The sequence below is a fragment of the Ensifer adhaerens genome, from assembly GCF_020035535.1.
GTDB lineage: Bacteria > Pseudomonadota > Alphaproteobacteria > Rhizobiales > Rhizobiaceae > Ensifer.
Map to the genome: position 1 here is coordinate 85,440 of NZ_CP083351.1, position 22,712 is coordinate 108,151.

At 59.9% G+C, this 22,712-nt stretch carries 15 protein-coding genes and 3 pseudogenes; 12 read left to right on the top strand and 6 right to left on the bottom strand.

Going from position 1 to position 22,712, the window contains the following annotated elements; genetic code table 11:
- Positions 1–25: 25 nt before the first annotated feature.
- Positions 26–1,682, bottom strand: a pseudogene (locus LAC81_RS35000) (type IV secretory system conjugative DNA transfer family protein).
- The gene (locus tag LAC81_RS35005) at positions 1,679–1,981 is read right to left on the bottom strand and encodes a mobilization protein (protein WP_223730808.1); all 303 of its coding nucleotides are present in this window, start codon (positions 1,979–1,981) and stop codon (positions 1,679–1,681) included. The pseudogene LAC81_RS35000 and the gene LAC81_RS35005 overlap by 4 nt, the downstream one beginning before the upstream one ends.
- 227 nt (positions 1,982–2,208) lie before the next feature.
- Here LAC81_RS35005 and traA point away from each other — a divergent pair, with 227 nt between their 5' ends.
- On the top strand, positions 2,209–5,505 hold the full coding sequence (gene traA / locus LAC81_RS35010; protein ID WP_223730809.1) for a Ti-type conjugative transfer relaxase TraA: 3,297 nt from the start codon (positions 2,209–2,211) through the stop codon (positions 5,503–5,505).
- A 536-nt stretch (positions 5,506–6,041) separates the two neighbouring features.
- Here the strand turns inward: traA and LAC81_RS35015 are convergent.
- The gene (locus LAC81_RS35015; RefSeq protein WP_223731085.1) at positions 6,042–6,326 is read right to left on the bottom strand and encodes a hypothetical protein; all 285 of its coding nucleotides are present in this window, start codon (positions 6,324–6,326) and stop codon (positions 6,042–6,044) included.
- On the opposite strand from LAC81_RS35015, the pseudogene LAC81_RS38640 reads away from it, so the two are divergent.
- Positions 6,304–6,892, top strand: a pseudogene (locus tag LAC81_RS38640) (SDR family NAD(P)-dependent oxidoreductase); the annotation flags it as partial. The gene LAC81_RS35015 and the pseudogene LAC81_RS38640 overlap by 23 nt on opposite strands.
- Before the next feature lie 223 nt (positions 6,893–7,115).
- On the opposite strand, the pseudogene LAC81_RS35025 reads toward LAC81_RS38640, so the two are convergent.
- A pseudogene (locus LAC81_RS35025) lies at positions 7,116–7,343 on the bottom strand (DNA resolvase); the annotation flags it as partial.
- A gap of 305 nt (positions 7,344–7,648) precedes the next feature.
- Positions 7,649–8,395, bottom strand: coding sequence for a FadR/GntR family transcriptional regulator (locus LAC81_RS35030; protein WP_328717966.1), 747 nt, complete (start codon positions 8,393–8,395; stop codon positions 7,649–7,651).
- A 473-nt stretch (positions 8,396–8,868) separates the two neighbouring features.
- Between LAC81_RS35030 and LAC81_RS35035 the strand changes: the two genes are divergently transcribed.
- The 10 genes from LAC81_RS35035 (at position 8,869) to LAC81_RS35080 (ending at position 20,011) form a co-directional block, all read left to right on the top strand.
- Positions 8,869–9,342: a RidA family protein gene (locus LAC81_RS35035; protein WP_223730811.1), complete on the top strand. Its 474-nt coding sequence runs from the start codon at positions 8,869–8,871 to the stop codon at positions 9,340–9,342.
- Between the two features lie 24 nt (positions 9,343–9,366).
- Complete coding sequence (locus tag LAC81_RS35040; protein WP_223730812.1) at positions 9,367–10,122, top strand: amino acid ABC transporter ATP-binding protein; 756 nt, start codon at positions 9,367–9,369, stop codon at positions 10,120–10,122.
- 9 nt (positions 10,123–10,131) lie between these two features.
- The gene (locus tag LAC81_RS35045) at positions 10,132–10,800 is read left to right on the top strand and encodes an amino acid ABC transporter permease (protein ID WP_223730813.1); all 669 of its coding nucleotides are present in this window, start codon (positions 10,132–10,134) and stop codon (positions 10,798–10,800) included.
- A gap of 10 nt (positions 10,801–10,810) precedes the next feature.
- Positions 10,811–11,461: an amino acid ABC transporter permease gene (locus LAC81_RS35050; RefSeq protein ID WP_223730814.1), complete on the top strand. Its 651-nt coding sequence runs from the start codon at positions 10,811–10,813 to the stop codon at positions 11,459–11,461.
- A gap of 39 nt (positions 11,462–11,500) precedes the next feature.
- Positions 11,501–12,346 carry a transporter substrate-binding domain-containing protein gene (locus LAC81_RS35055; protein WP_223730815.1) on the top strand — a complete coding sequence of 282 codons (846 nt, stop codon included), beginning with the start codon at positions 11,501–11,503 and terminating at the stop codon, positions 12,344–12,346.
- 167 nt (positions 12,347–12,513) lie between these two features.
- Positions 12,514–14,604 carry a hydantoinase/oxoprolinase family protein gene (locus LAC81_RS35060; RefSeq protein WP_223730816.1) on the top strand — a complete coding sequence of 697 codons (2,091 nt, stop codon included), beginning with the start codon at positions 12,514–12,516 and terminating at the stop codon, positions 14,602–14,604.
- 15 nt (positions 14,605–14,619) lie between these two features.
- Positions 14,620–16,257, top strand: coding sequence for a hydantoinase B/oxoprolinase family protein (locus LAC81_RS35065; protein ID WP_223730817.1), 1,638 nt, complete (start codon positions 14,620–14,622; stop codon positions 16,255–16,257).
- A 64-nt stretch (positions 16,258–16,321) separates the two neighbouring features.
- Positions 16,322–17,527 carry a pyridoxal phosphate-dependent aminotransferase gene (locus tag LAC81_RS35070; protein WP_223730818.1) on the top strand — a complete coding sequence of 402 codons (1,206 nt, stop codon included), beginning with the start codon at positions 16,322–16,324 and terminating at the stop codon, positions 17,525–17,527.
- Positions 17,528–17,603: 76 nt separating this feature from the next.
- Positions 17,604–18,512, top strand: coding sequence for a 5-dehydro-4-deoxyglucarate dehydratase (kdgD, locus tag LAC81_RS35075; RefSeq protein WP_223730819.1), 909 nt, complete (start codon positions 17,604–17,606; stop codon positions 18,510–18,512).
- A 65-nt stretch (positions 18,513–18,577) separates the two neighbouring features.
- The gene (locus LAC81_RS35080) at positions 18,578–20,011 is read left to right on the top strand and encodes an aldehyde dehydrogenase family protein (RefSeq protein ID WP_223730820.1); all 1,434 of its coding nucleotides are present in this window, start codon (positions 18,578–18,580) and stop codon (positions 20,009–20,011) included.
- 315 nt (positions 20,012–20,326) lie between these two features.
- Here the strand turns inward: LAC81_RS35080 and LAC81_RS35085 are convergent, their stop codons facing one another.
- Complete coding sequence (locus LAC81_RS35085; protein WP_223730821.1) at positions 20,327–22,573, bottom strand: nucleoside 2-deoxyribosyltransferase; 2,247 nt, start codon at positions 22,571–22,573, stop codon at positions 20,327–20,329.
- Between the last annotated feature and the right edge of the window lie 139 nt (positions 22,574–22,712).

Here is a 22,712-nt window from a genome sequence, read left to right on the forward strand (position 1 = left end):
GTTGACGATCGTCAAAAGCGCAATTTCAAACTGCATCGAATGCTCCCTTGAATTCTGGATCAGCATAGTAAGCGAGTTTGCGAGCGATGATCGGCCTCTGACCTGCCAGGAACAAAAGCTGAGCTTGGCCGGGCAGGTTTCGGATTTCGTCCGGAGTGAGGAGCGGCCGGCCGGTGTGTTGCTGGCTCAAGGAGATACCCGACTTTTCGGAATCGAGTGCGCGGGCCATGGTCTGAAACACGACCGTTTCCTGTCCAAGCAGATCGGAGACGAGGCGCGCGCTGTCATGGTCATTGACGCCAAAGACTTGCAACACGCCGGCATTTGAAAGGAAGGTTCCGGCCCGTTGTCCATACGTGGCTCTGAGCTGATGCACGTCTTGGAGGATCGGCCAGAGCTGAACGCCGTAGCCGGCCATGAGGCCCATCGCCCGTTCGACGGCAGCCAGGTGTCCAAGCGAGGCGAACTCATCAAGGAGATAGAGCACCGGCGCTTGCGACTTTGCCGGATCGCGAGCCATCTCAAGCAGGCTCTGCGTCACGAGCAGTCGCAGCCAGCGCGAATAGGTCGAGAGACGGTCCGGCGGCAGGACGAGAAACACCGTCACGTTGCGGCGTTTCAGATCGGCGAAGCCAAAGTCCGAGCGGCTGAGCACTGTCGTCATGCGGGGACTGTCGAGGAAATGCGTGTGGCGTTGCGCGGCTGAGAGGACCCCCGTTGCTTCGCGATCAGACTTTCCGAGGTGGCGATTTGCTGCCCGGGCAATCAGTCCGTCCGCCTTGCATGCGCTTCATCAGCGCTGCGAACCGGTCAGGCGCTAAAGTGAGATATTCACGCAGCGTGCCGAGGTGACGGCGCCCTGGAGATTCTGACGCAACGATCTTCAGGATCAACCCGGTAATGAGGGCTTTGGCTTCCTCGTTCCAGTGGGCCTCGCCTGAAGCCCCGGGTTCATCAACCACAAGAGCATCGGCGAGTGTGCTTGCGTCTTCGGCCACATCGATGCCATCGGGATCGAACGTATCGAGCGGATTAAAGGCCGCCGGAGACAGGGCCGTCACGCCGAAGGGATCAAGGATATGAACCGGGCCGAAAAGCTGGCGAGCGCGGCTGGCGATCCTGGCATTCTCGCCTTTGGGATCGATGCAGACCACTGAACGATCGACCGTGAGCAAGTTCGGAATGATGGTGCCCACACCTTTCCCGGTCCTTGTCGGCGCCATGGTCAGGAGATTGGCCGAACCGTCGTAGCGCATGAGCTTTCCGGTCTTGCCGTTGCGTCCGATCAGAAGGCCGGAATGGGATCCGGAAAGCGGAGCGACTTCCTCGTCGGTGGCAAAGCGCGCCGAGCCGTGCGTGTCGTCAGCGGTGTTGCCAAAGCGCAGGATGAGAGGACGCGTGACAAAGCGAAAGAGCAGCGTGCCAAGCAACAGCAGCGTCACGAGGTCGAGCGCTATGAAGGCAATAGAACCAGGGCCGAAGCTTCCCATTTGTGCAAGCAGGAAGCGGCCCCCGAAACCAACGACGAACAACGCCGCGATGAGGAAGAAGAGAATACCGAGCAGCGGTTTCCAGATTCGAAAGGGCGCGGAGAGGAGAGCGATGAACGCCCAGAGCGGATCACGCCCCGCCTCGCGCATCATGTTTTTGAATGCAGCCCAGGCGAGTGTCGCTTCATTCATTCCGAAGATCCTCCCGTGGTCTGGCCTGCGCCCGTAGGTTTCGGGTTGAGCAGATCGACAAAGAGTTCCTGGTCGCCGTCGCGCACGAGAAAGCCGGGCAATTCTTTTTGCAGCCAGTCTCTCAGTCGCCGGGTAAACTCAGGATCGTTGGATTGTTCCAGCCGGTGCAGCACCAGGGCGCCGAGCAGGATCTTGCGCCGGGTATCCTGGGCGCGCTCCTGTTTTCCGAGCCGAGCCTTGAGCGTCTTTTTGCGCTCTTCCAATTCGGCGAGGCGCTGTGAGATCGACTTGCGTGCCATGCGATTCTCCTAATGCTTGTGATGCCCCAGAGTTTCTGCCATTGCCCGTTGTGCCTCAGAAGCTACTCGACATTGCGGAATGCACAACCCCAAATTGGTATGGGGACGGTCCATCCTGCATGATCCCGGACGGAGGAAGCGAAGCGAACGAAGTACTAAAGGGCGCACTTACGAGTTGCTGCGCAACTCAGTGCTTGGTATGGTTGTGCGTCTTTGGAGAGTGTCGTTTGGCCATCTACCATTGCAGCATGAAACCGATAGCTCGAAGCGGCGGCCGTAGCGCGGTTGCCGCCATCGCATATCGCACGGCGACAAAGATGCTGAACGAGCGCGACGGCATCGTGCATGACTTCACGAACAAGCGGGGCGTCGAGCATTCCGAAATTGTGCTTCCGGATGACGTCAATGGCGCCTGGGCGCTCGATCGTTCGACGCTCTGGAACGCGGTTGAGAAAGCCGAGAACCGCAAGGATGCACGTGTCGCCCGTGAGTTCGAAGTGGCGCTGCCGCATGAGATGAGTGCGCGCGATCGGCTGGCCCTGACGCGCGACTTTGCGCGTGACCTTGCCAACCGCTATGGCGCGGCTGCCGACTTCTCAATCCACCAGCCACAGGGCGAAAGCGACGTCCGGAATTTCCACGCGCATGTGGTGATGACGACGCGGGTGGTGACGGAAAGGGGCCTCGGTGAAAAGACGCTGATCGAGCGCGAGAACAAATGGCTGTTGAACCATGATCAGCCAACCTCGCACATGCAGCTGCGCGAGATCAGAGAACTGTGGGAGCACCAGACCAATCGCCATCTGGCGCGGCTCGGTCTGGACATTCGGGTCGATCACCGCTCGCATCTGGAGCGTGGTCTTGAGATCGAGCCGACCGAGCACATGGGTGTGCACGCCTCGCAGATGGATCGGCGCGGCCTGGATGTGTCGCGCGAGCGGATCGACCAGAAGGCGGCGCGCTCAAATGCCGAATTGATCCGCCGACAACCGGAGCAGGTGCTCGCGATCATCACCGGTGAAAAGAGCGTGTTTGATCGTCATGACGTCGCGCGGGCGCTGCACCGCTACATCGACGACCCGCAAGGGTTCCGCAATGCGTTTGCTTCGGTCATGGCGTCATCGGCGCTGGTGGAACTGAAGCCCGAAACCGAGACAGAGCTTGCCCGTTATTCGACGCGCGAGATGGTAGAGATCGAGCACACGATGGCCGCGGGCGCGGAGCGCATGAGCCAGTTGACGAGACACCCGGTCCATCGCCGCCATGTCGAGCGGGCGCTGAGTGTTCAGAACGATGCCATTCGGGCGAGAGCCGCCGCGTCCAGTTCGAACACGTCTGCGCTGCCGGGGGAGGGGCGGGCGTCGGATCGTACCGGGACGATGGGCCATGTGGGCCTGAGCGACGAGCAGCGTCTGGCCGTTCTTCACATCACAGGCTCTGAGCAGATAGCCGCGGTGGTCGGCTTTGCCGGAGCAGGCAAGTCGACGATGTTGGCTGCCGCGCGCGAGGCCTGGGCGGCCCAAGGCTATCGCGTGCATGGCGCCGCTCTTGCCGGCAAAGCGGCCGAGGGCCTGGAGGAGTCTTCCGGCATTGCGGCGCGCACGCTCGCATCGTGGGAATACGGCTGGCAGAACGGAAAGGGACAGCTTTCGAACAACGACGTGCTTGTCATTGATGAAGCCGGCATGATCGGAAGTCGTCAGCTTGCACGCTTCGTCGCCCAAGCGGAGGTCTCCGGCGCCAAGCTGGTTCTTGTCGGGGATCATGAACAGCTGCAGGCGATCGGCGCCGGCTCGCCATTCCGGGCGATCGTCGAAGAGGTCGGTGCGGTCGAGCTCTCGGAAATCCGCAGGCAAAAGGAAGTGTGGCAACGCGATGCGTCGGTCGCCTTTGCCACTCATCGCACGGGCCAGGGGCTGTCGCTTTATGCCGAGCGCGGCGCTGTCCAGCTTCTGGAAGATCGGGGTGAGGCGAGAGCGGCACTGGTGCGCGACTACCTGGCGGACGGCGAAGCCAGGCCCTCCGGATCACGTATTGCACTCGCGCATCGCCGGATCGACGTCAGAGCGATCAATGCCGATATTCGTGCCGGGCTGCAGGAGCGTGGATCGTTGGCGAAGGGCGGCAAAGAGCATGATCTGCTTGGACGGGAAGTCGCCTATCGGACGAATGACGGTGAGCGGTCGTTCGCGCGCGGCGATCGCATCGTACTTCTCGAAAACAACCGCGATCTCGGTGTGAAGAACGGCATGCTCGGGACCGTGATCGCCGTCGAGCCGGACGCACTACATTTACGTCTCGACGGCGGAACCCGCGGGAGCAACAGCGCCCGTGCGATCTCCATACCGGTCAACAGTTACAAAAGCTTTGACCACGGCTACGCCACGACGATCCACAAGTCTCAGGGATCGACGGTCGATCGGGCCTTTGTCATGGCGTCGAGGACCATGGATCGTCATCTGACCTACGTCGCAATGACCCGCCATCGCGATGAGGTTCGGCTCTACGCTGGAGCCGACGAGCTCAAAGACATGAAGACGCTGAGCCTCAGCATGGGACGCTCAGGCGCGAAGGAAACGACGCTCGACTACACCGGCGCCTTCGCCGAGCGGCGAGGGTTGGCCGAGCGGCTTGGCGTCAGCAGTGAGATCCAGATTGCCACGGTTCAAGCTCTCACCTCGTCGGCAAGTTCGCCGAAGGCGGCCGACGAGCGAGAGCGCCGGAGTGAGGTGGCCGCGCCGTCCTCTGGCCTTTCAGGCGTGGAACGTCAAACGGTCCAGCCGCTTGTTCCGGCAATCACGTCCTACGCGCGCAGCGTCGACGAGATAGCCCGCGAAAAAGCCAAACCAGATTTCGACCGAGCAATGGAGACCGTGCGATCGCTCGGGCGAAACGTCTTTGCCGATCCGGAGGGCGCCGCTGCCAAGATTGCCGTCGCGATCGTCGACAAAGGTGTCGACGGAGAGGCTCTTGCAAAAACTGTGGCGGAGCGTCCGGAGCAGTTCGGCGAGCTGCGGGGTAGGGCGGGGCTGCTTGGTGAGAACAAGGACCGCAAGGCAGCCCGTCAGTTTGCGCGCGCGCTCGGCAATCTCGTTGAAGCAGCGGCCGAGACCTGGACGCGGCGTTTGAAGGCGGAGCGTGATGCTGAGACCTGGCAGCGCGAAAATAAAGACGTCGTCGAAGTCCCGGGGCTTACAGAGCGCAGCGAGAGCATTCTGAAGCAACTCGATCAACTGCCCCAAGCTCAGAAGGCGCAGTTCGTGGAAGAACTCGCGCGTAATCCTGAGGGACGGCAAGCGCTCGATCAGGCCAAGAAGATTGCACATACTCTCGAACAGCGCTTTGGCAGTTCAGACCCGCGCACGTTCAAGAAAGGGCTGGAGCGGCTTGGCTTGGCTGACACGACGAAGATCGAGCGCATCACTGACGTCGCCCGAGTTGTCGATAGGGCGCATCGAGCGGAGCTAAGTCGAAAGTGCGAACTCACGCGGGGTTTGAAGAAAGGGCTGGGTTTGGGAATGTAGCGTGGGGCAATGATTTCATTGCGCGATATGCGACGGTCCGGTTTGGAAACAGGATATCAAGCCCGCGACGTCGCTCGGGTGTGGCGGCATCGGGGCCATCAATTCAGGCCTGATCGTTCACCCGAGACCGAAGAACGCCAGCACTGCACCAATCACTACGATTAAACCGACGAGATAGATAATTCCGTTCATTTTCAAACCTCCGTTGCTCGGGGATGAAACGGCCTGCCTGTATCTAAAGTTCCATATCAATCGTGAACCGACCGGCGCCTGCGCCGGCGAGAGGAGAGCTAGTTTGCCAAATATCATGACCAAAGAAGGCATCAACATCAACTGTGAGAACGCTGAGAAAGGGCCTGACAAAATTCCTTCTGTCGGCGGGCGGCGAGAAGATCTGCGAAAGCCTATTCCGACGTGGATGCGAACTTCATCACCGGATCACATGCACTCAAACGCACGAGGCCACGCAGGGGATTGCGGGGCCTCATCCGTGGAAAGTCGTCAAACCATACATCCGGATACGGGCGCTTCCTGGATTATCTGTCCGGTAAAGCAGGCTCAGCCGCCGCAATCGCCTCCTGATAGGCCGTGGTGCGGTTGTCGATGAAGATGTCCATGCAGAACGCCATTGCGGCAAAGGCCATCAGCGGCAGGGCAAGTCCGATGGACCAGTCGCGGCGGACAGCGAAGAGCAGGACGAAAGCCGCGACCATCAGCGTGCCGTAGAAGGCGTAGTAGCCGTAGGAGCCGCGCAGGATGCTGTTGATCCGCTCGGCCTCGGATTGCAGTATCAGCGATGGATTGGCTGCATTGGTCAACAATGCAGGCTTCGGACTTTATGGGTCGGCCGAAGACGTGCCTCTCAGCGAGGCGCGCTATCAGTTCGACGTGAACCTGTTCGGCGCCGCCGCGCTGATCCAGGATCTGGTGCCATACATGCGTGAGAAGCGCGCTGGCAAGATCATCAACATCACCTCGATGGGCGGCAAAATCTACCCCCGCTGGGTGCCCTGGTATCACGCTTCGAAACACGCGCTGGAAGACCTGTCGGACTGCCTTCGTCTGGAACTGCAACAATTTGGCATCGACGTCGTGATCGTTGAGCCCGGCATCATCTAGACCGCATTCGGCAACGTGGTCGAAGGTCCTAATGAAGTTCTCGGGCAATACCGCCTATGGTCCCATGGCGAAGAACGTCGCCAAGGCCACCGCCGACAGCTACAAGGACGGCGGCGGCTCGTCTCCGCAGGTCATCGCGGACGTGGTTTCCAAGGCCGTGAAGGCCAGCAAGCCCAAAACCCGCTATGCCGCCGGCAAATTCGCCAACATGATGATCAATACCCGCAAATGGCTGGGCGATCGCGTGTTCGACCGCATGGTTCTATAGACCGTACGCTGATCGTTGGGAGGCGATAGAGCCTTGGGGCGATGCGAGAGAGTACTCGTGCCGAGCTCTTCTCGCCATCCTTGCGGAGCGGGGAGCTTGATTCGACCTCGCGCTGAATATTTCTGATTTCCGCTTCAGGCCGCTGAGCGACTTCTAGCTCTGGTGTCCACCCGCTACAGTCCTTAGCAGCTGATCGCGAATGGCAGAAAACTGCGTGATTACTTCACTCGCCACGCGCGCGATCGCGTTCGACAATATCAGCAATGGAATTCTTGCTGATCGCCAGATCGCCGCTATTCAGCGGTAGCTTCGGCCCTCCGCGATAACCGCCAGTACCTTCGGTGCGAGCTTGTCCTACTTCGGCCGCCGACCAGTTTGCCGTCCGAAGCTTTCTTCCGCGCGCCTTGGGAGCGGCAAGGCCTGATTTCACGCGTTCGCTGATGAGATCACGCCCGGAAGCGGACTCGGAGCGTCACACTGAAGGCGGAGGGGTAGAAAAGCTCCGGCTTAGGGCCTGCTACGGCGGCTCGTACTTGTCCATCGGCGGACTTACAATCTGGATTTGCGAGTGTCCTGATCTCCATCACAGCTCCTTTGGGCGCGGCGGAGTCAACATTGGCTTGGGACGGTGGCAGTGAAAATCATCGTTGAATCCCGAAGCACTGGTAATAATATCTAATAAAATCAATAACTTAAGCGAATAATGTATCGTCTGAAAGGCACATCGCGGGGCGCCACTTTTCAAGCGATCGCGTTCTATTCATCTCGCGCGACATTGCTCAAGGGCGAAGCGCCGCCATTGGAGAATCCCCTGTAGCGTAAGTGGCTGCGGTTCAGATGCGCCCGCATCGCTTCGCGGGCCTGGTCGGAATTGCCGGTGCTGATCGCTTCGCAGATCGCCCTGTGCTCCCGTACAGTATTCTGTACATAATCGGGTGTGATGAGCGCCGGGTTCAACTGTTTCGAGAAAGCCGGCTGCGGCAGGATCTGGAGGCTCATCAAGCTGAAGAACTCTATGAAGGCGCCGTTATTCGTCGCTTCCGCGATCGATCGATGGAAGACGAAATCCAGGTGGTCGAGGGCGGCCTCGTCGTCGAGCGAGGCTTCGAACTGGCGTGCAGCGTCCCAGATGTTCGATTCCTGCGCCCATGAACGCCGAGCCGCTGCGAGTCCGGCGGCGTGCACCTCGAAAGCCATCCGAAGTTCAAGGAGGTCCATGAATGAGGTCTTCAGACGCTGCAAGGGCGCCAGAACGAGCTCCGGATCGTAGCTGTACGGGTCTTCCGGCTTCGGTTTGTCGTGAACGAACACGCCGACGCCGTGACGTGCCTCAACAACTCCCTCCGATCGTAACGCGGAGACGGCCTCCCTGATTACCGTGCGGCTGACGCCAAACTGCTGCGCCAGCTCGTTCAGCGATCCAAGTTTGTGCCCCTTCTCCAGTTGATTGTCGACAATGTGGGCCTTGAGGGCCTGTATCGTCCGGCTTGCCAAAGTGCTCAAGATGCCATCCGTTTTCTCGGTTCGCGCGCGTGAGCGGCGTACGTCAACTGATAGGGATTTGTTGTGCTTTTGACAAGGTAGCATGACATCGCACGGTGATGCTATCTCAAGAGTGAATTTTCGCTTTTTTAGTGTGCGCACTCTCCGCTGCGTCTTGGAGATCGTGTCCGGTTTTCGAGTCTTTCCTTGCTAACGATCGAACTTTTTTTAAGGCTCTGGCAGTTTCTGTAGGCCACGCAGAGATTTTCGTCTCAATTAATTTATTGAAATGGCATCATAAAACGCTCTGATGCGCTTTGCGAAACGAAGAGATAGTACCTCACACTTTCTTATTGACATGAGATACTATTTCAATAATCTATTGGTTAGAAAAAGCGAGCCAACGGCACGATCCCCAGGCGAACGTGGCGAATAGCTCCGGGAACAGAAACTGCGCCAGCCGGCGCACACACAAAATCAGGTGGAAAACCGCTATGGGTGACGTCTCCGCACGCCTCTCCGAGCTCGGCATCGTGTTGCCTTCGATTGCTTCGCCCTCGGGCAACTACATTCCATATCGGTTTGTCGGGAGCCTCCTCTTTGTTTCCGGGCAGATCCCTCGGATCGACGGCGTGGAGCATTTTGTCGGGGTCGTTGGGCAGGATATCTCCCTTGAGGAGGGCTATAAGGCGGCTCGGCTTTGCGCCTTGAACATTCTTGCCCGTGTCAACGACGCGCTCGACGGGGATCTCGACCGGGTAGTGGCCTGCGTTCAGGTCCGTGGCTTCGTCAACGCACCGGCGGATTTCAAAGGTCACCCCGCGATCGTCGATGGCGCGTCGGATCTTCTCGTCGAAATTCTGGGCGAAAAGGGGCGTCATGTGCGCACGGCACTGGGGGCCGGATCGCTTCCACGCGGATCGTCCGTCGAAGTGGATGCCGTGTTTGAAGTCGCAGCGAAATCCTGAAGGTTACAGGAAAGGGAATTGGCCATGGGCGAGAATGCAAGCAACGAAAGAGCCATCGAGATGACGGGTGTCAACAAATGGTACGGGGCGCTGCAGGTACTTAAGGGCATCGAACTCAACGTTGCGCGGGGCGAGCATATCGTCCTCTGCGGCCCGTCCGGGTCCGGGAAGTCCACGCTCATTCGCTGCATCAATCACCTTGAGGAAGTCCAGCAGGGCAGGATCGTCGTCAATGGCACTGCGCTCAACCAGAAGGGCGCGAACGCCGACCACATTCGCCGCGATGTCGGCATGGTTTTCCAGCAGTTCAACCTCTTCCCCCATATGACCGTTCTGGAAAACTGCATGCTTGCCCAGCGCCGTGTCCGAAAGGCGTCGGCGGCGGATGCCAAGGCGAAAGCCATGCGGCATCTGGAGCGCGTGCACATTGCCGAGCAGGCGCAGAAATACCCCGCTCAGCTTTCCGGCGGCCAGCAGCAGCGCGTGGCGATCGCCCGCGCGCTTTGCATGGATCCGAAGATCATGCTGTTCGACGAACCGACATCGGCGCTCGATCCAGAAATGGTCAAAGAAGTGCTGGACACGATGATCTCACTTGCCGACGACGGGATCACGATGATCTGCGTGACGCATGAAATGGGGTTCGCGCGCGCCGTCGCGCACCGTGTCATCTTCATGGATCGCGGCGAGATCATCGAGAGCGCCAAGCCGGACGTCTTCTTCAACAATCCGGGCCACGAACGCACCAAAGCGTTCCTCAGCCAGATCCTCAACCACTGAGGGCGACCGATGAACTACTCATTCGATTTCGCTCCGGTTTTTGCCGCATGGCCCATGCTTTTGGAGGGCGTGGTCGGCACGCTGAGAATGTCATCGCTCTCCATGGTCTTCGGCCTGAGCCTCGGCATCGTGTTCATGCTGATGCGCATGAGCAAAAGCAACGCTCTTCGGGCGCTGGCGATCGGTTACATCGAGCTGATCCGCAACACGCCGATCCTCGTGCAGGTCTTCTTCGTCTTCTTCGGCATGCCGGCCATCGGTATTCGGCTGAGTGGGGAACAAGCGGCGATCCTCGCCATGACGCTCAATTGCGCAGCCTATGCCGCGGAGATCGTGCGCGGCGGAGTACAGTCGATCCGTCCCGGGCAGATCGAGGCGGGCAGGGCGCTCGGCCTTCACACGGCAGACATCTACCGCTTCGTTGTGTTTCGTCCGGCGATCCGGGCGGTCTACCCGGCGCTCTGCAGCCAGTTCATCCTGATGATGTTGAACTCCAGCCTGGTGTCTTCTGTCTCGGCGGAGGAATTGACCTACTTCGCCCAGACCCTGGATTCCCAGACCTTCCGCAGCTTCGAGATCTATCTCACGCTTGGCGTCATCTATCTCGTGCTGTCCCAGTTCTTCTCTGCCGCGCTTGGTGTGATCGGCAGGGTCTATTTCTCCTATCCGACGAAGTGAGGGCCTTGCGATGATCCGTCAATTTGGCTGGGGAGAGTTCCTTTTTCTGCTCGAGGGCGCGCGCTGGACGGTGGTTCTGACGGTTCTCGCCTTCACTTTCGGCGGCGCACTCGGGCTGGCCGTAGCGCTCGGGCGCACGAGCAAGTGGAGGCCGCTGCGTATCCTGATGGCGACCTACATCCAGATCTTCCAGGGCACGCCGCTGCTGGTGCAGTTGTTTTTCGTCTATTTCGGCCTGCCCCTTCTGGGTCTTAAGGTCGATGTCTGGGCGGCGCTGACGATCGGGCTTTCACTGCATACCAGCGCGTTCCTCGGTGAGATCTGGCGTGGCAGCATCCAGGCGGTTCCCGATGGCCAGAGTGAGGCCGCCCGCGCTCTCGGAATCGGCTATGTGCACCGGATGGTGGACGTCGTCCTGCCGCAGGCGTTCCGCATCGGCCTGCCTGCGACAATCAGCTTCCTCGTGAATCTCATCAAGGGTACGGCGCTTGCTGCTCTGCTCGGACTGACGGAGCTCACACGTTCCGGCCAGTTGATGGCGAATATCACCTTTCAGCCGTTGCAGGTCTATGGCGCCGTCGCCCTCATCTACTTCTTCATATGTCTCCCGCTGACCTACAGCAGCGCATGGATCGAACGGCGGCTCAATGCCGCTCGATAAAACAAGAACGCATGACAAAAACCAACCAGAGGTGACCACATGTTCAAGACAGCATTGCCCCTTTCGCGTTCGAACGTTCCCGGCGTATTTGCCGCCGCGCTTTTGGCCACGACCTTGTTCGCGACGACGGCGCTGGCCATAACGCCCGAGGAACTGAAGGCCAAGGGCACGGCGACCATCGGCGTTCAGATGGACCAGTTCCCCTGGGGTTTCATCGATCAGAATGGCCAGAACGAGGGCTTCGACATCGAAATCGCCAAGCTGATCGCCAGGGAACTTGGCGTGGAGGTCAAATTCGAGCGCATCACCGGACAGAATCGCATTCCGCTGCTGGTCAACGGCAATGTCGACTTCCTCGTGCCATCAATGACGATCACCGAGGAGCGCGCCAAGGTGATCCAGTACGTCATCCCCTATTCGTCGAACGATATCACTGTCTGGGCAAAGAAGGATGCGGCGATCAAGGGTAACGACGACCTCGGCAAATACGTTATCGGTGTGAACCGCGGTAGCGTGTTCGAGCCGATCCTCGTCAAGGCAGCACCGCCGACGACCGAGATCAAGCGCTTCGACGACGACGCGACGACCGTGCAGGCCCTCCTGTCCGGTCAGGTCGACGCCATCCTTGGCAGCGTGACCTATGGTCTCGTCATCAAGGAGACGGGCCACGAAGGCGAATTCGAACGCAAGTACAAGGTGGCCGATAACTTTCAGGGCATGGCTGTCCGCAAGGGCGACCAGGAAATGCTCACCTTCCTCACCGATTTTGTGACCACTCACACCGCTGACGGCACGCTCGACGCACTTTACAAGAAATGGATCGGCGTCGATCGCGCGAAACTTCCGACAACGCTGCCGGGCGTAGACTTCACCGGCAAGCAATAACGCGCCTGCCCTGCGCAACTGCTGCGCAGGGCACCCCGAAACATCAACAATCGAAGAGCTTTAACCTCCGCCTGCAAGTGCGGGCGGGGAATGCCCGCCGCATGTCGAAAGTAAGCCTTCGGGCGCGGTGTGGAAGAGAAGTTCGTTCACGGAGCAGAGTCAAGAAAATGGCGAAAGATGGCAAGCAGATCAGGGTCGGTGTCGACATCGGCGGCACCTTCACCGACGTTGCGATGGAGGTAGGCACCACGCTCCATTCGATCAAAGTGCTGACCGACTATTCCTACCCCGAAAACGCGATCGTCAGGGGCATCCGGCAGGTCGCCGAGGTGGCAGGCGTCGAGCTGTCAGAGATTGACACCGTCATCCATGGCACGACGCTTGCGACGAATGCGCTGATCGAGCGGCGCGGCGCGCGCACTGCCTTCATCACCACCAAGGGCTTTCGCGATGTCATCGAAATGCGGACCGAAAGCCGTTTCGAGCAGTATGATCTCGACATCGTGCTGCCTGCGCCGCTTGTGCCCCGCGATGAACGCTTCGTCGTCGACGAGCGGATTGGCGCCGATGGTGGTGTCCTGAAGCCGCTCGATCTTGGCGAAGTCGACGCTCTCTGCGACCGTACTATCGCCGCAGGCTATGAAAGCGTCGCGATCGGCTTCATCCATTCTTACCTCAACGGCGCGCATGAAAAGGTGGTGCGCGACCGATTGCTTGCCAGGAAGGCGGACCTATCCGTTTCGATTTCCTGCGAGGTCTCACCGCAGATGCGCGAGTTCCAGCGCTTCAACACGGTCTGCGCCAACGCGTTCGTCAAGCCGCTGATGGCATCCTATCTCAATCGTCTCGTCGGCAGGCTTTCGGAAGCGGGCATGCGCAGCCCGGTCTTCATGATCCATTCGGGCGGGGGCATCATAAGCGTCGAGAGCGCTATCGAGTTTCCGGTTCGGCTCCTTGAATCCGGCCCGGCGGGTGGCGCGATCTTCGCCGCGCATATTGCCAGCAGTTACGGGCTAGACCAGGTCCTTTCCTATGACATGGGCGGCACGACCGCAAAAATCTGCCTGATAGAAAACCAGACGCCGAAGACCTCGAAGACCTTCGAAGTGGCCCGCACCTGGCGTTTCAAGAAGGGCAGCGGCATGCCGATCTCCATTCCGGTTATCGAGATGGTAGAAATCGGCGCCGGCGGCGGGTCGATCGCCACCGTCGACAGCATGCGTCAGATCCGTGTTGGGCCGCATAGTGCCGGTTCCGAACCGGGCCCGGCCTGCTATGGCCGTGGCGGTAAGAGCCCGACGGTTACTGACGCCGACCTGATCCTCGGCCGCCTCGATGCCGACGAGTTTGCCGGCGGGGCGATGAAGCTTGATGCAACGGCCTCCGATCGGGCGATGCATGCCGACATCGCCTCGAAACTCGACACCGACATTGCGACTGCAGCCTATGGCCTCAGCGAGGTCGTGGACGAAAACATGAGCAATGCCGCCCGCATGCATGCCGTTGAAAACGGCAAGGAGCTTTCAGAGTTCACAATGATCGCCTTCGGCGGCGCAGCACCCATCCACGCTGCCCGCCTTTGCGAGAAGCTCGGCATTGCGGATCTGCTGATCCCACCGGGAGCAGGCGTCGGTTCGGCCATCGGCTTCCTGCGCGCACCCTTCGGCTTCGAGTCGGTTCGTAGTGCCTACAGCCGCCTTAGCCGTTTCGACGCAGCAGCGATCAACCGGACGATTTCGGAGCTTGTGGCGGAAGCGACGTCCTTCGTGCGTTCCGGCGCACCGGATGCCGACCCTAATCTCGAGTGCACCGCGTACATGCGCTATGTCGGGCAGGGCTGGGAGGTTCCGATCACGATCGACGTGCGTGACTACGCCGGTTGCGATGGTGACCTGTTCCGCACGCTCTTCGACGCGCAGTACGAGCACTTCTTCGGCCGTGTCATCGACGGTCTCGATGTGGAGATCGTCAGCTGGTCGCTGCGAGCGACATCTAAAGTCACTCCGCCGGCCAGGATCAGCAAGGTCGGGAAAGCCGGCAACGCCACGGTGCGCGGCACCCGCGAGATCTTCGACGTCCAGGAAGGCCGCTTCCAGCAGGCCTCGGTCGTCTCGCGCGGCGACATGAAGCCCGGCGACTTGGTGACGGGGCCCGCCGTCATCACCGAGCGCGAGACATCGACCATCATCACCGCGAGCCGCGAAGTCATCATGCAGGCCGATGGCTGCCTGCTCGTACGCGTCAAGCAGAGCGCTTGAACGGAGGACAAATTCATGAAAACCAGCGCACTTTCCGATGTCCACATGCAGATCATGTGGAACCGGCTTATTTCCGTGGTCGAGGAGCAGGCGGTCACGCTCATCCGTACCGCATTCTCGACCAGTGTACGGGAGTCGGGAGACCTTTCCGCAGGTGTCTTCAACCGCGGCGGCAAGATGATCGCCCAGGCCGTAACCGGCACGCCCGGCCACGTCAATGCCATGGCCGAAGCGGTGGGCCATTTCATCCGAGATATCGGGCCTGAGAATATCTTTGAAGGCGATGTCTACATCACCAATGACCCGTGGAAGGGAACCGGCCACCTGCACGACTTTACCGTCGTCTCGCCGAGTTTCCGCAACGGTGCCCTGGTCGGCTATTTCGCCTGCACCGCGCATGTGGTCGATGTCGGCGGTCGCGGCTTCGGCCCGGATGCCAACGAAGTCTACGAGGAAGGCATCTTCGTTCCGATCATGAAGTTCGCCGAGCGCGGTATCGTCAACAAGGATCTCGTCAACATCCTTCGCAACAATGTGCGCGAGAGCCACCAGGTCGTCGGTGACGTCTATTCACTCGCTGCGTGCAACGAGATCGGTCATCGCCGACTGATGGACATGATGGATGAGTTCGATCTGGCGGATCTCGAAACGCTGGGCGAGTTCATCTTCAAGCGGAGTTACGATGCAACGGTCGAGCGCATCGCGGCGCTGCCGAAAGGCTCCTATTTCAACGTCATGCGTGTCGATGGCTATGGTTCCCCAATCGATATCGCCGTTCGCCTCGACGTCGCCGAGGACCATATCCTCGCGGATTTCGACGGCACTTCGCCGCCCAGCCCCAAAGGCATCAATTGCCCGATCATCTATTCTGCCGCCTATGCCTGCTACGGACTGAAGTGCTCGATCGCACCGGAAATCCCCAACAATCACGCATCCCTGCTGCCATTCCGCGTCACGGCGCCGGAGAACTGCATTCTGAACGCGCAGCATCCGGCGCCGGTCTCGGTTCGCCACGTTCTCGGCCATCTCGTTCCCGATGCCGTGCTCGGCGCCGTGCACAAGATGCTGCCGGGTCGCGTTCCTGCGGAAGGGGCCGGTGCATTGTGGAACCTGCACGTCAGCGTTCGTCCGTTGCAGGGCGAGGAAGCACCTACGGACGGCGGCCAGCGCGCCGAAGTGCTGCTGTTCAACAGCGGCGGCGCCGGTGCACGCTCCACGCTCGACGGGTTGAGCGCCACGGCGTTTCCGAGCGGAGTGCACTCCATGTCGATCGAGGCGACTGAACATGTCGGCCCGGTTATCTTCTGGCGCAAGGAGTTGCGCGACGGCTCCGGGGGTGCCGGTCAGTTCCGCGGCGGTCTTGGCCAGGTGGTGGAGATTTCTCCGACACAAGGTCACGAGATGCACTTCAACGCCATGTTCGACCGTATCGATCACCCCCCGCGCGGCCGTGAAGGCGGTGAAAGCGGCGCGGCAGGTGCGGTCCTTCTCGACGACGGCACGCGCCTTGCGTCCAAGGGGCGCCAGCACGTGCCGGGCGGGCGCCGTCTCATTCTCCAACTACCGGGCGGTGGTGGTTATGGCCCGGTCGAAAAGCGCGATCCCGCTGCGCTCAAGCGCGACGACGACTTCGACTACGTCGTGAGAGGTTGACTCGTCCGGCCGGGCAAGGCGCTGCCGTCGCCCGGCTTTCATGCCGAAACTTAGGAAGTTGACAATGCATTTTGAGAACAGGCGCTCAGCCGGTATCAAATCCTCCCCCAGCATGGCGATCGCCATGGCAGCGAAAAGGCTGGCTGCCGAAGGGCGCGACATCATTGATCTGTCGCTTGGCGAACCTGATTTCGAACCGCCGGCCCACGTCTGCGAAGCGGCCGCCGAAGCTATCCGCAAGGGCGGAATCCGCTACGGCGCACCGGCGGGCATGGAAAGCCTGCGCGCGGCGATCGTCGCAAAATTCAAGCGCGAGAACCGGCTAACCTATACGCCCGACGAGGTCATGGTCGCCAACGGCGCCAAGCAGATCCTCTTCGACGCCTTTCTTGCGACCCTCGAACAGGGGGACGAGGTAATCATCCCGACGCCTTGCTGGGTGTCCTATGGCGACATCGTTTCGCTGCATGGCGGCGCCCCGCGATATGTTCATTGCGGCCCTGACGCCGGCTTTAAGATTTCACCAGAAACTCTTGAAGCGGCAATCACGCCGAAGACCCGCTGGCTCCTGCTGAACTCGCCGTCCAACCCGACGGGCGCGATCTATTCGGCCGAGGAATACCGGCAACTGGCAACCGTCCTCGCCCGCCATCCGCGTATTCTCGTCGTCTCTGATGAGATCTACGAGCACGTGCTTCTTGGTGACACGCCTTTCGTTTCCTTTGGTGAGGCATGCCCCGATCTTCGCGAACGCACGTTGATCGTCAACGGTGTTTCCAAGGCCTATGCAATGACAGGCTGGCGCGTCGGCTATGCCGCGGGTCCGAAGCCGCTGATTTCTGCGCTCAACAAGATGCAGTCCCAAAGCGTGTCCTGCGTGTCGCCGGTCGCACAGGCTGCCGCGCTAGCTGCGCTGACCGGAGACCAGGCCTTTGTCGCCGAGGGCGCGCGGATTTTCGCTCATCGCGCAAGGATCGTTTCCGAACGGCTCGCGGAAATCGACGGGTTGGAATTTACCGCGCCGGACGGGGCTTTCTATGCCTTTGTCGGGATCGGCCGCCTTCTCGGGCGCAGGACCGCGTCGGGGCAGGTGATGGCAGACGATACTGGCTTCTCAGCCCATCTGCTGGAAGCGTTCGGGCTCTCCAGCGTCCCGGGTGCAGCTTTTGGTGCGCCTGGCTTCATACGCCTGTCGATCGCCGCATCGGACCGCGAACTCGAAGCGGCCATCGACCGGCTGGCGGCCATGGTCCGTTCGCTTTCTGCCTGAGCCGGACGCCCCTAAACTCGAAGATCACCAAGGAAAGTGGCGGTTCTCGCGGCCGCCCCAAAAGGAGGTTAATCCCATGAAGACTGAAGAACTGAAGAAGGTCCTAGGCGCCGGCCTTCTCTCTTTCCCCGTGACACATTTCGATGCGGAGGGAAAATTCAATGCAAAGAGCTATGCAGATCATGTCAACTGGTTGTCCGGCTTCGGGGCCGCGACCCTCTTTGCTGCAGGCGGTACCGGAGAGTTCTTCTCGCTGACGCCGGAAGAGATTCCGCAGATCGTCCGGGTGGCCAAGGAAGCGGCGGGGAGCACGCCGATCGTTTCCGGCTGCGGCTATGGCACCGATATTGCCGTATCGATCGCGCGATCGGTCGAAAAGGCCGGCGCTGACGGCATCCTGCTTTTACCCCACTACCTGATCGATGCGCCGCAGGACGGCCTCTACCGCCATATCAAAGCGGTGTGTGATGCAACCGGCATGGGCGTCATGGTCTACAATCGCGACAATTCCGTCCTTCAAGCGGAAACGCTCGCCAGGCTTTGTGATGCATGCCCGAACCTTGTCGGCTTCAAGGACGGTACCGGCGACATCGGGCTCGTGCGGCAGATCACGGCGAAGTTGGGGGCCCGGTTGACCTATCTTGGCGGCATGCCGACGGCCGAACTCTTCGCGGAGGCGTATCTTGGCGCAGGTTTTACCACCTATTCTTCGGCGGTCTTCAATTTTGTGCCTGGCCTAGCCATGGAGTTCTACAAGGCGTTGCGCGCGGGCGAACGCGCCCGGTGCGAGAAGATCCTGATCGATTTCTTTTATCCGTTCATGGCGATCCGCAACCGGGCGAAGGGCTATGCCGTTGCGGCCATCAAGGCCGGGGTGCGGCTCCAGGGCTTCGATGCCGGTCCGGTTCGCTCGCCGCTCCATGACCTGACGGCAGAGGAAATGGCTATGATGGAAAGGCTGATCGGAAACCATAAGCGTCGCTGAGAAGAGAGGGCCGCCTTCGCGCGGAGGCGGCCCTCTTGGCAATGCATGAAAAACGGAGAGCGGCTATGACATTGCACCAGAACCTGATTGCCGGCGAATGGGTCGGTGGTGACGGGGTTGCCAACATCAACCCTTCCAACACCAATGACGTGGTCGGCGAATATGCCCGCGCCTCTGCCGACGATGCGCGTGCGGCGATTGCCGCTGCGAAAGCGGCGTTTCCGGCCTGGTCGCGCTCCGGCATTCTCGAGCGCCACGCGATCCTGAGGAAGACCGCGGACGAGATCCTTGCCCGCAAGGACGAACTCGGAAAGCTCTTGTCACGCGAGGAAGGCAAGACACTCGCAGAAGGCATCGGTGAGACCGTGCGTGCCGGCCAGATCTTCGACTTCTTCGCCGGCGAATGCCTGCGACTGGCGGGCGAAGTGCTGCCGTCGGCAAGACCCAATATCGGCGTCGAGATCACCCGCGAGCCGGTCGGCGTCGTCGGCATCATCACGCCCTGGAACTTCCCGATCGCCATCCCCGCCTGGAAGATCGCGCCGGCGCTTTGCTACGGCAACACCGTCGTCTTCAAGCCGGCCGAACTGGTGCCGGGCAGTTCCTGGGCAATCGTCGACATCCTCTACCGTGCGGGTCTGCCGAAGGGCGTGTTGAACCTCGTGATGGGCAAGGGCTCTGTTGTCGGCCAGGCGATGCTCGACAGTCCCGATATCCACGCGATCACCTTCACCGGCTCGACCGGCACGGGCAAACGCGTGGCGCTCGCCTCCGTCGAGCACAATCGCAAATACCAGCTGGAGATGGGCGGCAAGAACCCCTTCGTCGTGCTTGACGATGCCGATCTTGCGGTCGCGGTCGAGGCGGCGGTCAATTCCGCCTTTTTCTCCACCGGCCAGCGCTGCACCGCCTCCTCGCGCATCATCGTGACCGAGGGCATTCACGATCGTTTCGTCGCGGCAATGGGCGAGCGGATGAAGGGGCTGACGATCGACGACGCCTTGAAGGCCGGCACCCATATCGGTCCGGTGGTCGACCAGAGCCAGCTCAACCAGGACACCGACTATATAGCCATTGGCCAGCAGGAGGGTGCGAAGCTTGCCTTCGGCGGCGAACTGCTGAAGCGCGACGCGCCTGGCTTCTACCTGCAGCCGGCACTGTTCACCGAGGCGACGAACGCGATGCGCATCAGCCGCGAAGAGATCTTCGGCCCGGTCGCATCCGTCATTCGCGTTAGGGATTACGATGAGGCGCTCGCTGTCGCCAACGACACGCCCTTCGGTCTCTCGTCCGGCATTGCCACCACCAGCCTCAAGCATGCAACCCATTTCAAGCGCAATGCGGAAGCCGGCATGGTGATGGTCAACCTGCCGACCGCGGGCGTCGATTTCCACGTGCCCTTCGGCGGCCGCAAGGGCTCGTCCCACGGCTCGCGCGAGCAGGGACGCTACGCCGCCGAGTTCTACACAACTGTCAAGACGGCCTACACGCTCGCCTGAAGCACGCCGACAGGGAGACCGGGGCGGCCACTCATTCCCAAGGTCGAGAATGGAAGGGTCGCGGGTTCATATCCTTTCAAGGCGAGGGGTTGAAAGTCAGCTCAGGGGCCGTTTGCGGGCTGTCCGATTCCCGAGAAAAATTGACGAAAGTGGCCAAGCCACCGTGGCCTGCCGACATCCGCTATCCACCCTTTGCGGACATGGCCTTGCGCGCCGTTATCTGCGAAAGCCCCGGGGACACCATCAGTCTAGGAGCCTAGCGGGTCGTAGATCATCGGCGGGATGTTCGTCATCGCCAGACTCCGCAGTGGCTGGCTAGGACACCGACAACGCCGCAACAAGCGTAGGATGGAGTGTGAGAGGGACTTCGCTATCAGCCTTTAGAAGCGCACCAAGGTATTGTCTTTTGTAACCAACATCAAAGATATACCTGGGGCTTCCCGCCTCGATCACCCCAAGGCTTCCGTTCCACAGCATGACGTCGATTAGCTTCCCTACGGTGGCAGCGTCCTTGAGTTCCTTGGAGGCAATGTACTTCAACTTCGACGCCGTTAACTTGTCGCGCTGCTGCACTATTTCGAAAAGCAGGTCGGACCCTTTCGGCACCAAGTCAGCGATCTCCCTGTCCAAGTCCTCGAGAACCTGCCATCCAAGTTCCTTTAAGGCGACCATATAATCATCTTCGGCGATCCTGCCCCTGTTGAACGTGATGGCGCGACGCCGTGCTGTTTCGAAGAGACGGATCAGGTATCTCGGCCGCATCAGGCTGCCGTCGATGAGGAAATCCATCACGGGACGCCCGGCCACGGTCGGGACTGACGCTCGCGACCAAAGAGAGGCCCATTCCTCCTTGATGTCGATCACACTCGCCTGCAGCCGCTGCTCAAAGAGCTGTCTCATCAGAGACCGATCCGACCACTCCAAACTCTGGACCGCCAGCTTGCCATAATCGGCCATTCCGCGGATCAAGAACTCATAGACGTCGCTTCTGACGAAAATACCCCAGCGAAAGTCGAGGTTCTTCCGCCTAAACTTCCTTGAAATTTCCTGCATGGACTCGGTCAGGCCGACGACGATCATTGCGTCATCGTCTGTGAATCCACCAGGCGTCCAAAATCGGTCGAGGTTGTCGAACAGGAAAAGTACGAAGCCTTTGAGACGCAGATAGTCGAGAACGGCTTCGCGCAGCGTTCTTACGTCTTGGCCGTAAATGGCTTCGAGGACTTTGGACGAATCGAGCTGGTTGAGTTCCAAATCCACGATATTGCTTCCACGGAATCGGTCCACGACATTCTGGGATAACCGTTTGAGTCGCTCCGAAAAATCTCCAGTCCCAGTGTCGACTCGTTGCTCGAACAGTTCTCGTAGCTTCGTGTATCCAGGATAGAGGCGTTGGTCACGCAACGCCCTCATCTCGTCCTTTTCCAAAATTTTGTAGGTGATCTCAAGCCAGAGCACGTACTCCCAAAATGCGGCCACTACCTCCTTGCGCGTCCCGAAACTGAGCTTGTCGAGGATGAATTCCTTCATCTTGATCAGCTGATACCCATCCGGGATCAGATCGATGACAATGTTTTGCTTGTTTGAACGGCTAATGTCGCGCACTTGAAGGAAGACTGCGGTCTTACCACTGCCCTTACGACCAACGAGCACATTCGCCTCTCCGGCCAATGTGCGCTGGAAGGCATCGGTCTCCAAGAAATGGTCTGCCAAGCTTGTCGCTTCGTTTTCAGCGATAGGATCGCCGCAAGTCAGCGTCTCAAGCAATCGTTCATCGCTGTGCCGGATGCTTACGAACTCATTCTGGAAGTCGGCCAAGTTGCCACGGAAATCAGCGATGGCCGTATCCAGATCGTCTAGCTTCCACCATCGTTGTGCCTGGTCCTGCAGATCGAGAGGAAGGTTCTGGCTTTCATGCGCGACGAGGCGACAAGGAATTCCTTTCCCCCGCGCGATCCCATACATGAATGCGGCACGCTGGTTGTTTCTGACGGCGTCCTCGCTCGTGCCATCCATCCAGAAGGCGATGACGCCATAAGAGGACAGTGTCAGTTCGTATGCTTCACTTGCATTCAGCCGGCTGATTTCCGCCGGGTTGAAATTTCGAAACTTTACTCGCGCGATCTTCTTCACCGCACTGGTCAGTTTTAGGGAGGCATCGGACGGAGTCGGGGGTTGAAGTATGAAAAGAGGTTGCTCTTTGTTCTTGGCGATTTCGCCCCACCGTGTGGTCTCGTCGGGCTTCGACAGGATTTTTCGGAGTTTGTCGGTGTAATCGTACCCGTCATATCCCAGCGTATCGAGGAGCCCTACGGCTTTGATTGGGTCGAAGTTAAGGTGTGTAGAACGGGCCAATCGTGTGGGCTTCTCAAGCCCGATCGCATATCCCAATTCGTAGGTCACATTGGCGTTGACGATCGATATATCCGCGACAAAGGCGTCAGCATTTTCTATCCAACTCTCGACCGACTCCGCGATCGGCGATCCCGAGGTGTCTTTTGTCGCCCAGGCGGACACGCTTCTTTCAGGCGTCGACGCAGCTGCGCACGCTTCGATGATCATTTTCGAGTGGTATTCGTTGCCCGAGGCATATGCGACGAAAACGGAAGTCATAGCGAGCCGAATCAGAGCCTTTTGATGAAAAGATCAATTTGCGCCATCGGCTGACCGCATGACAAGCAAGGGTTGTCGACATTCCACC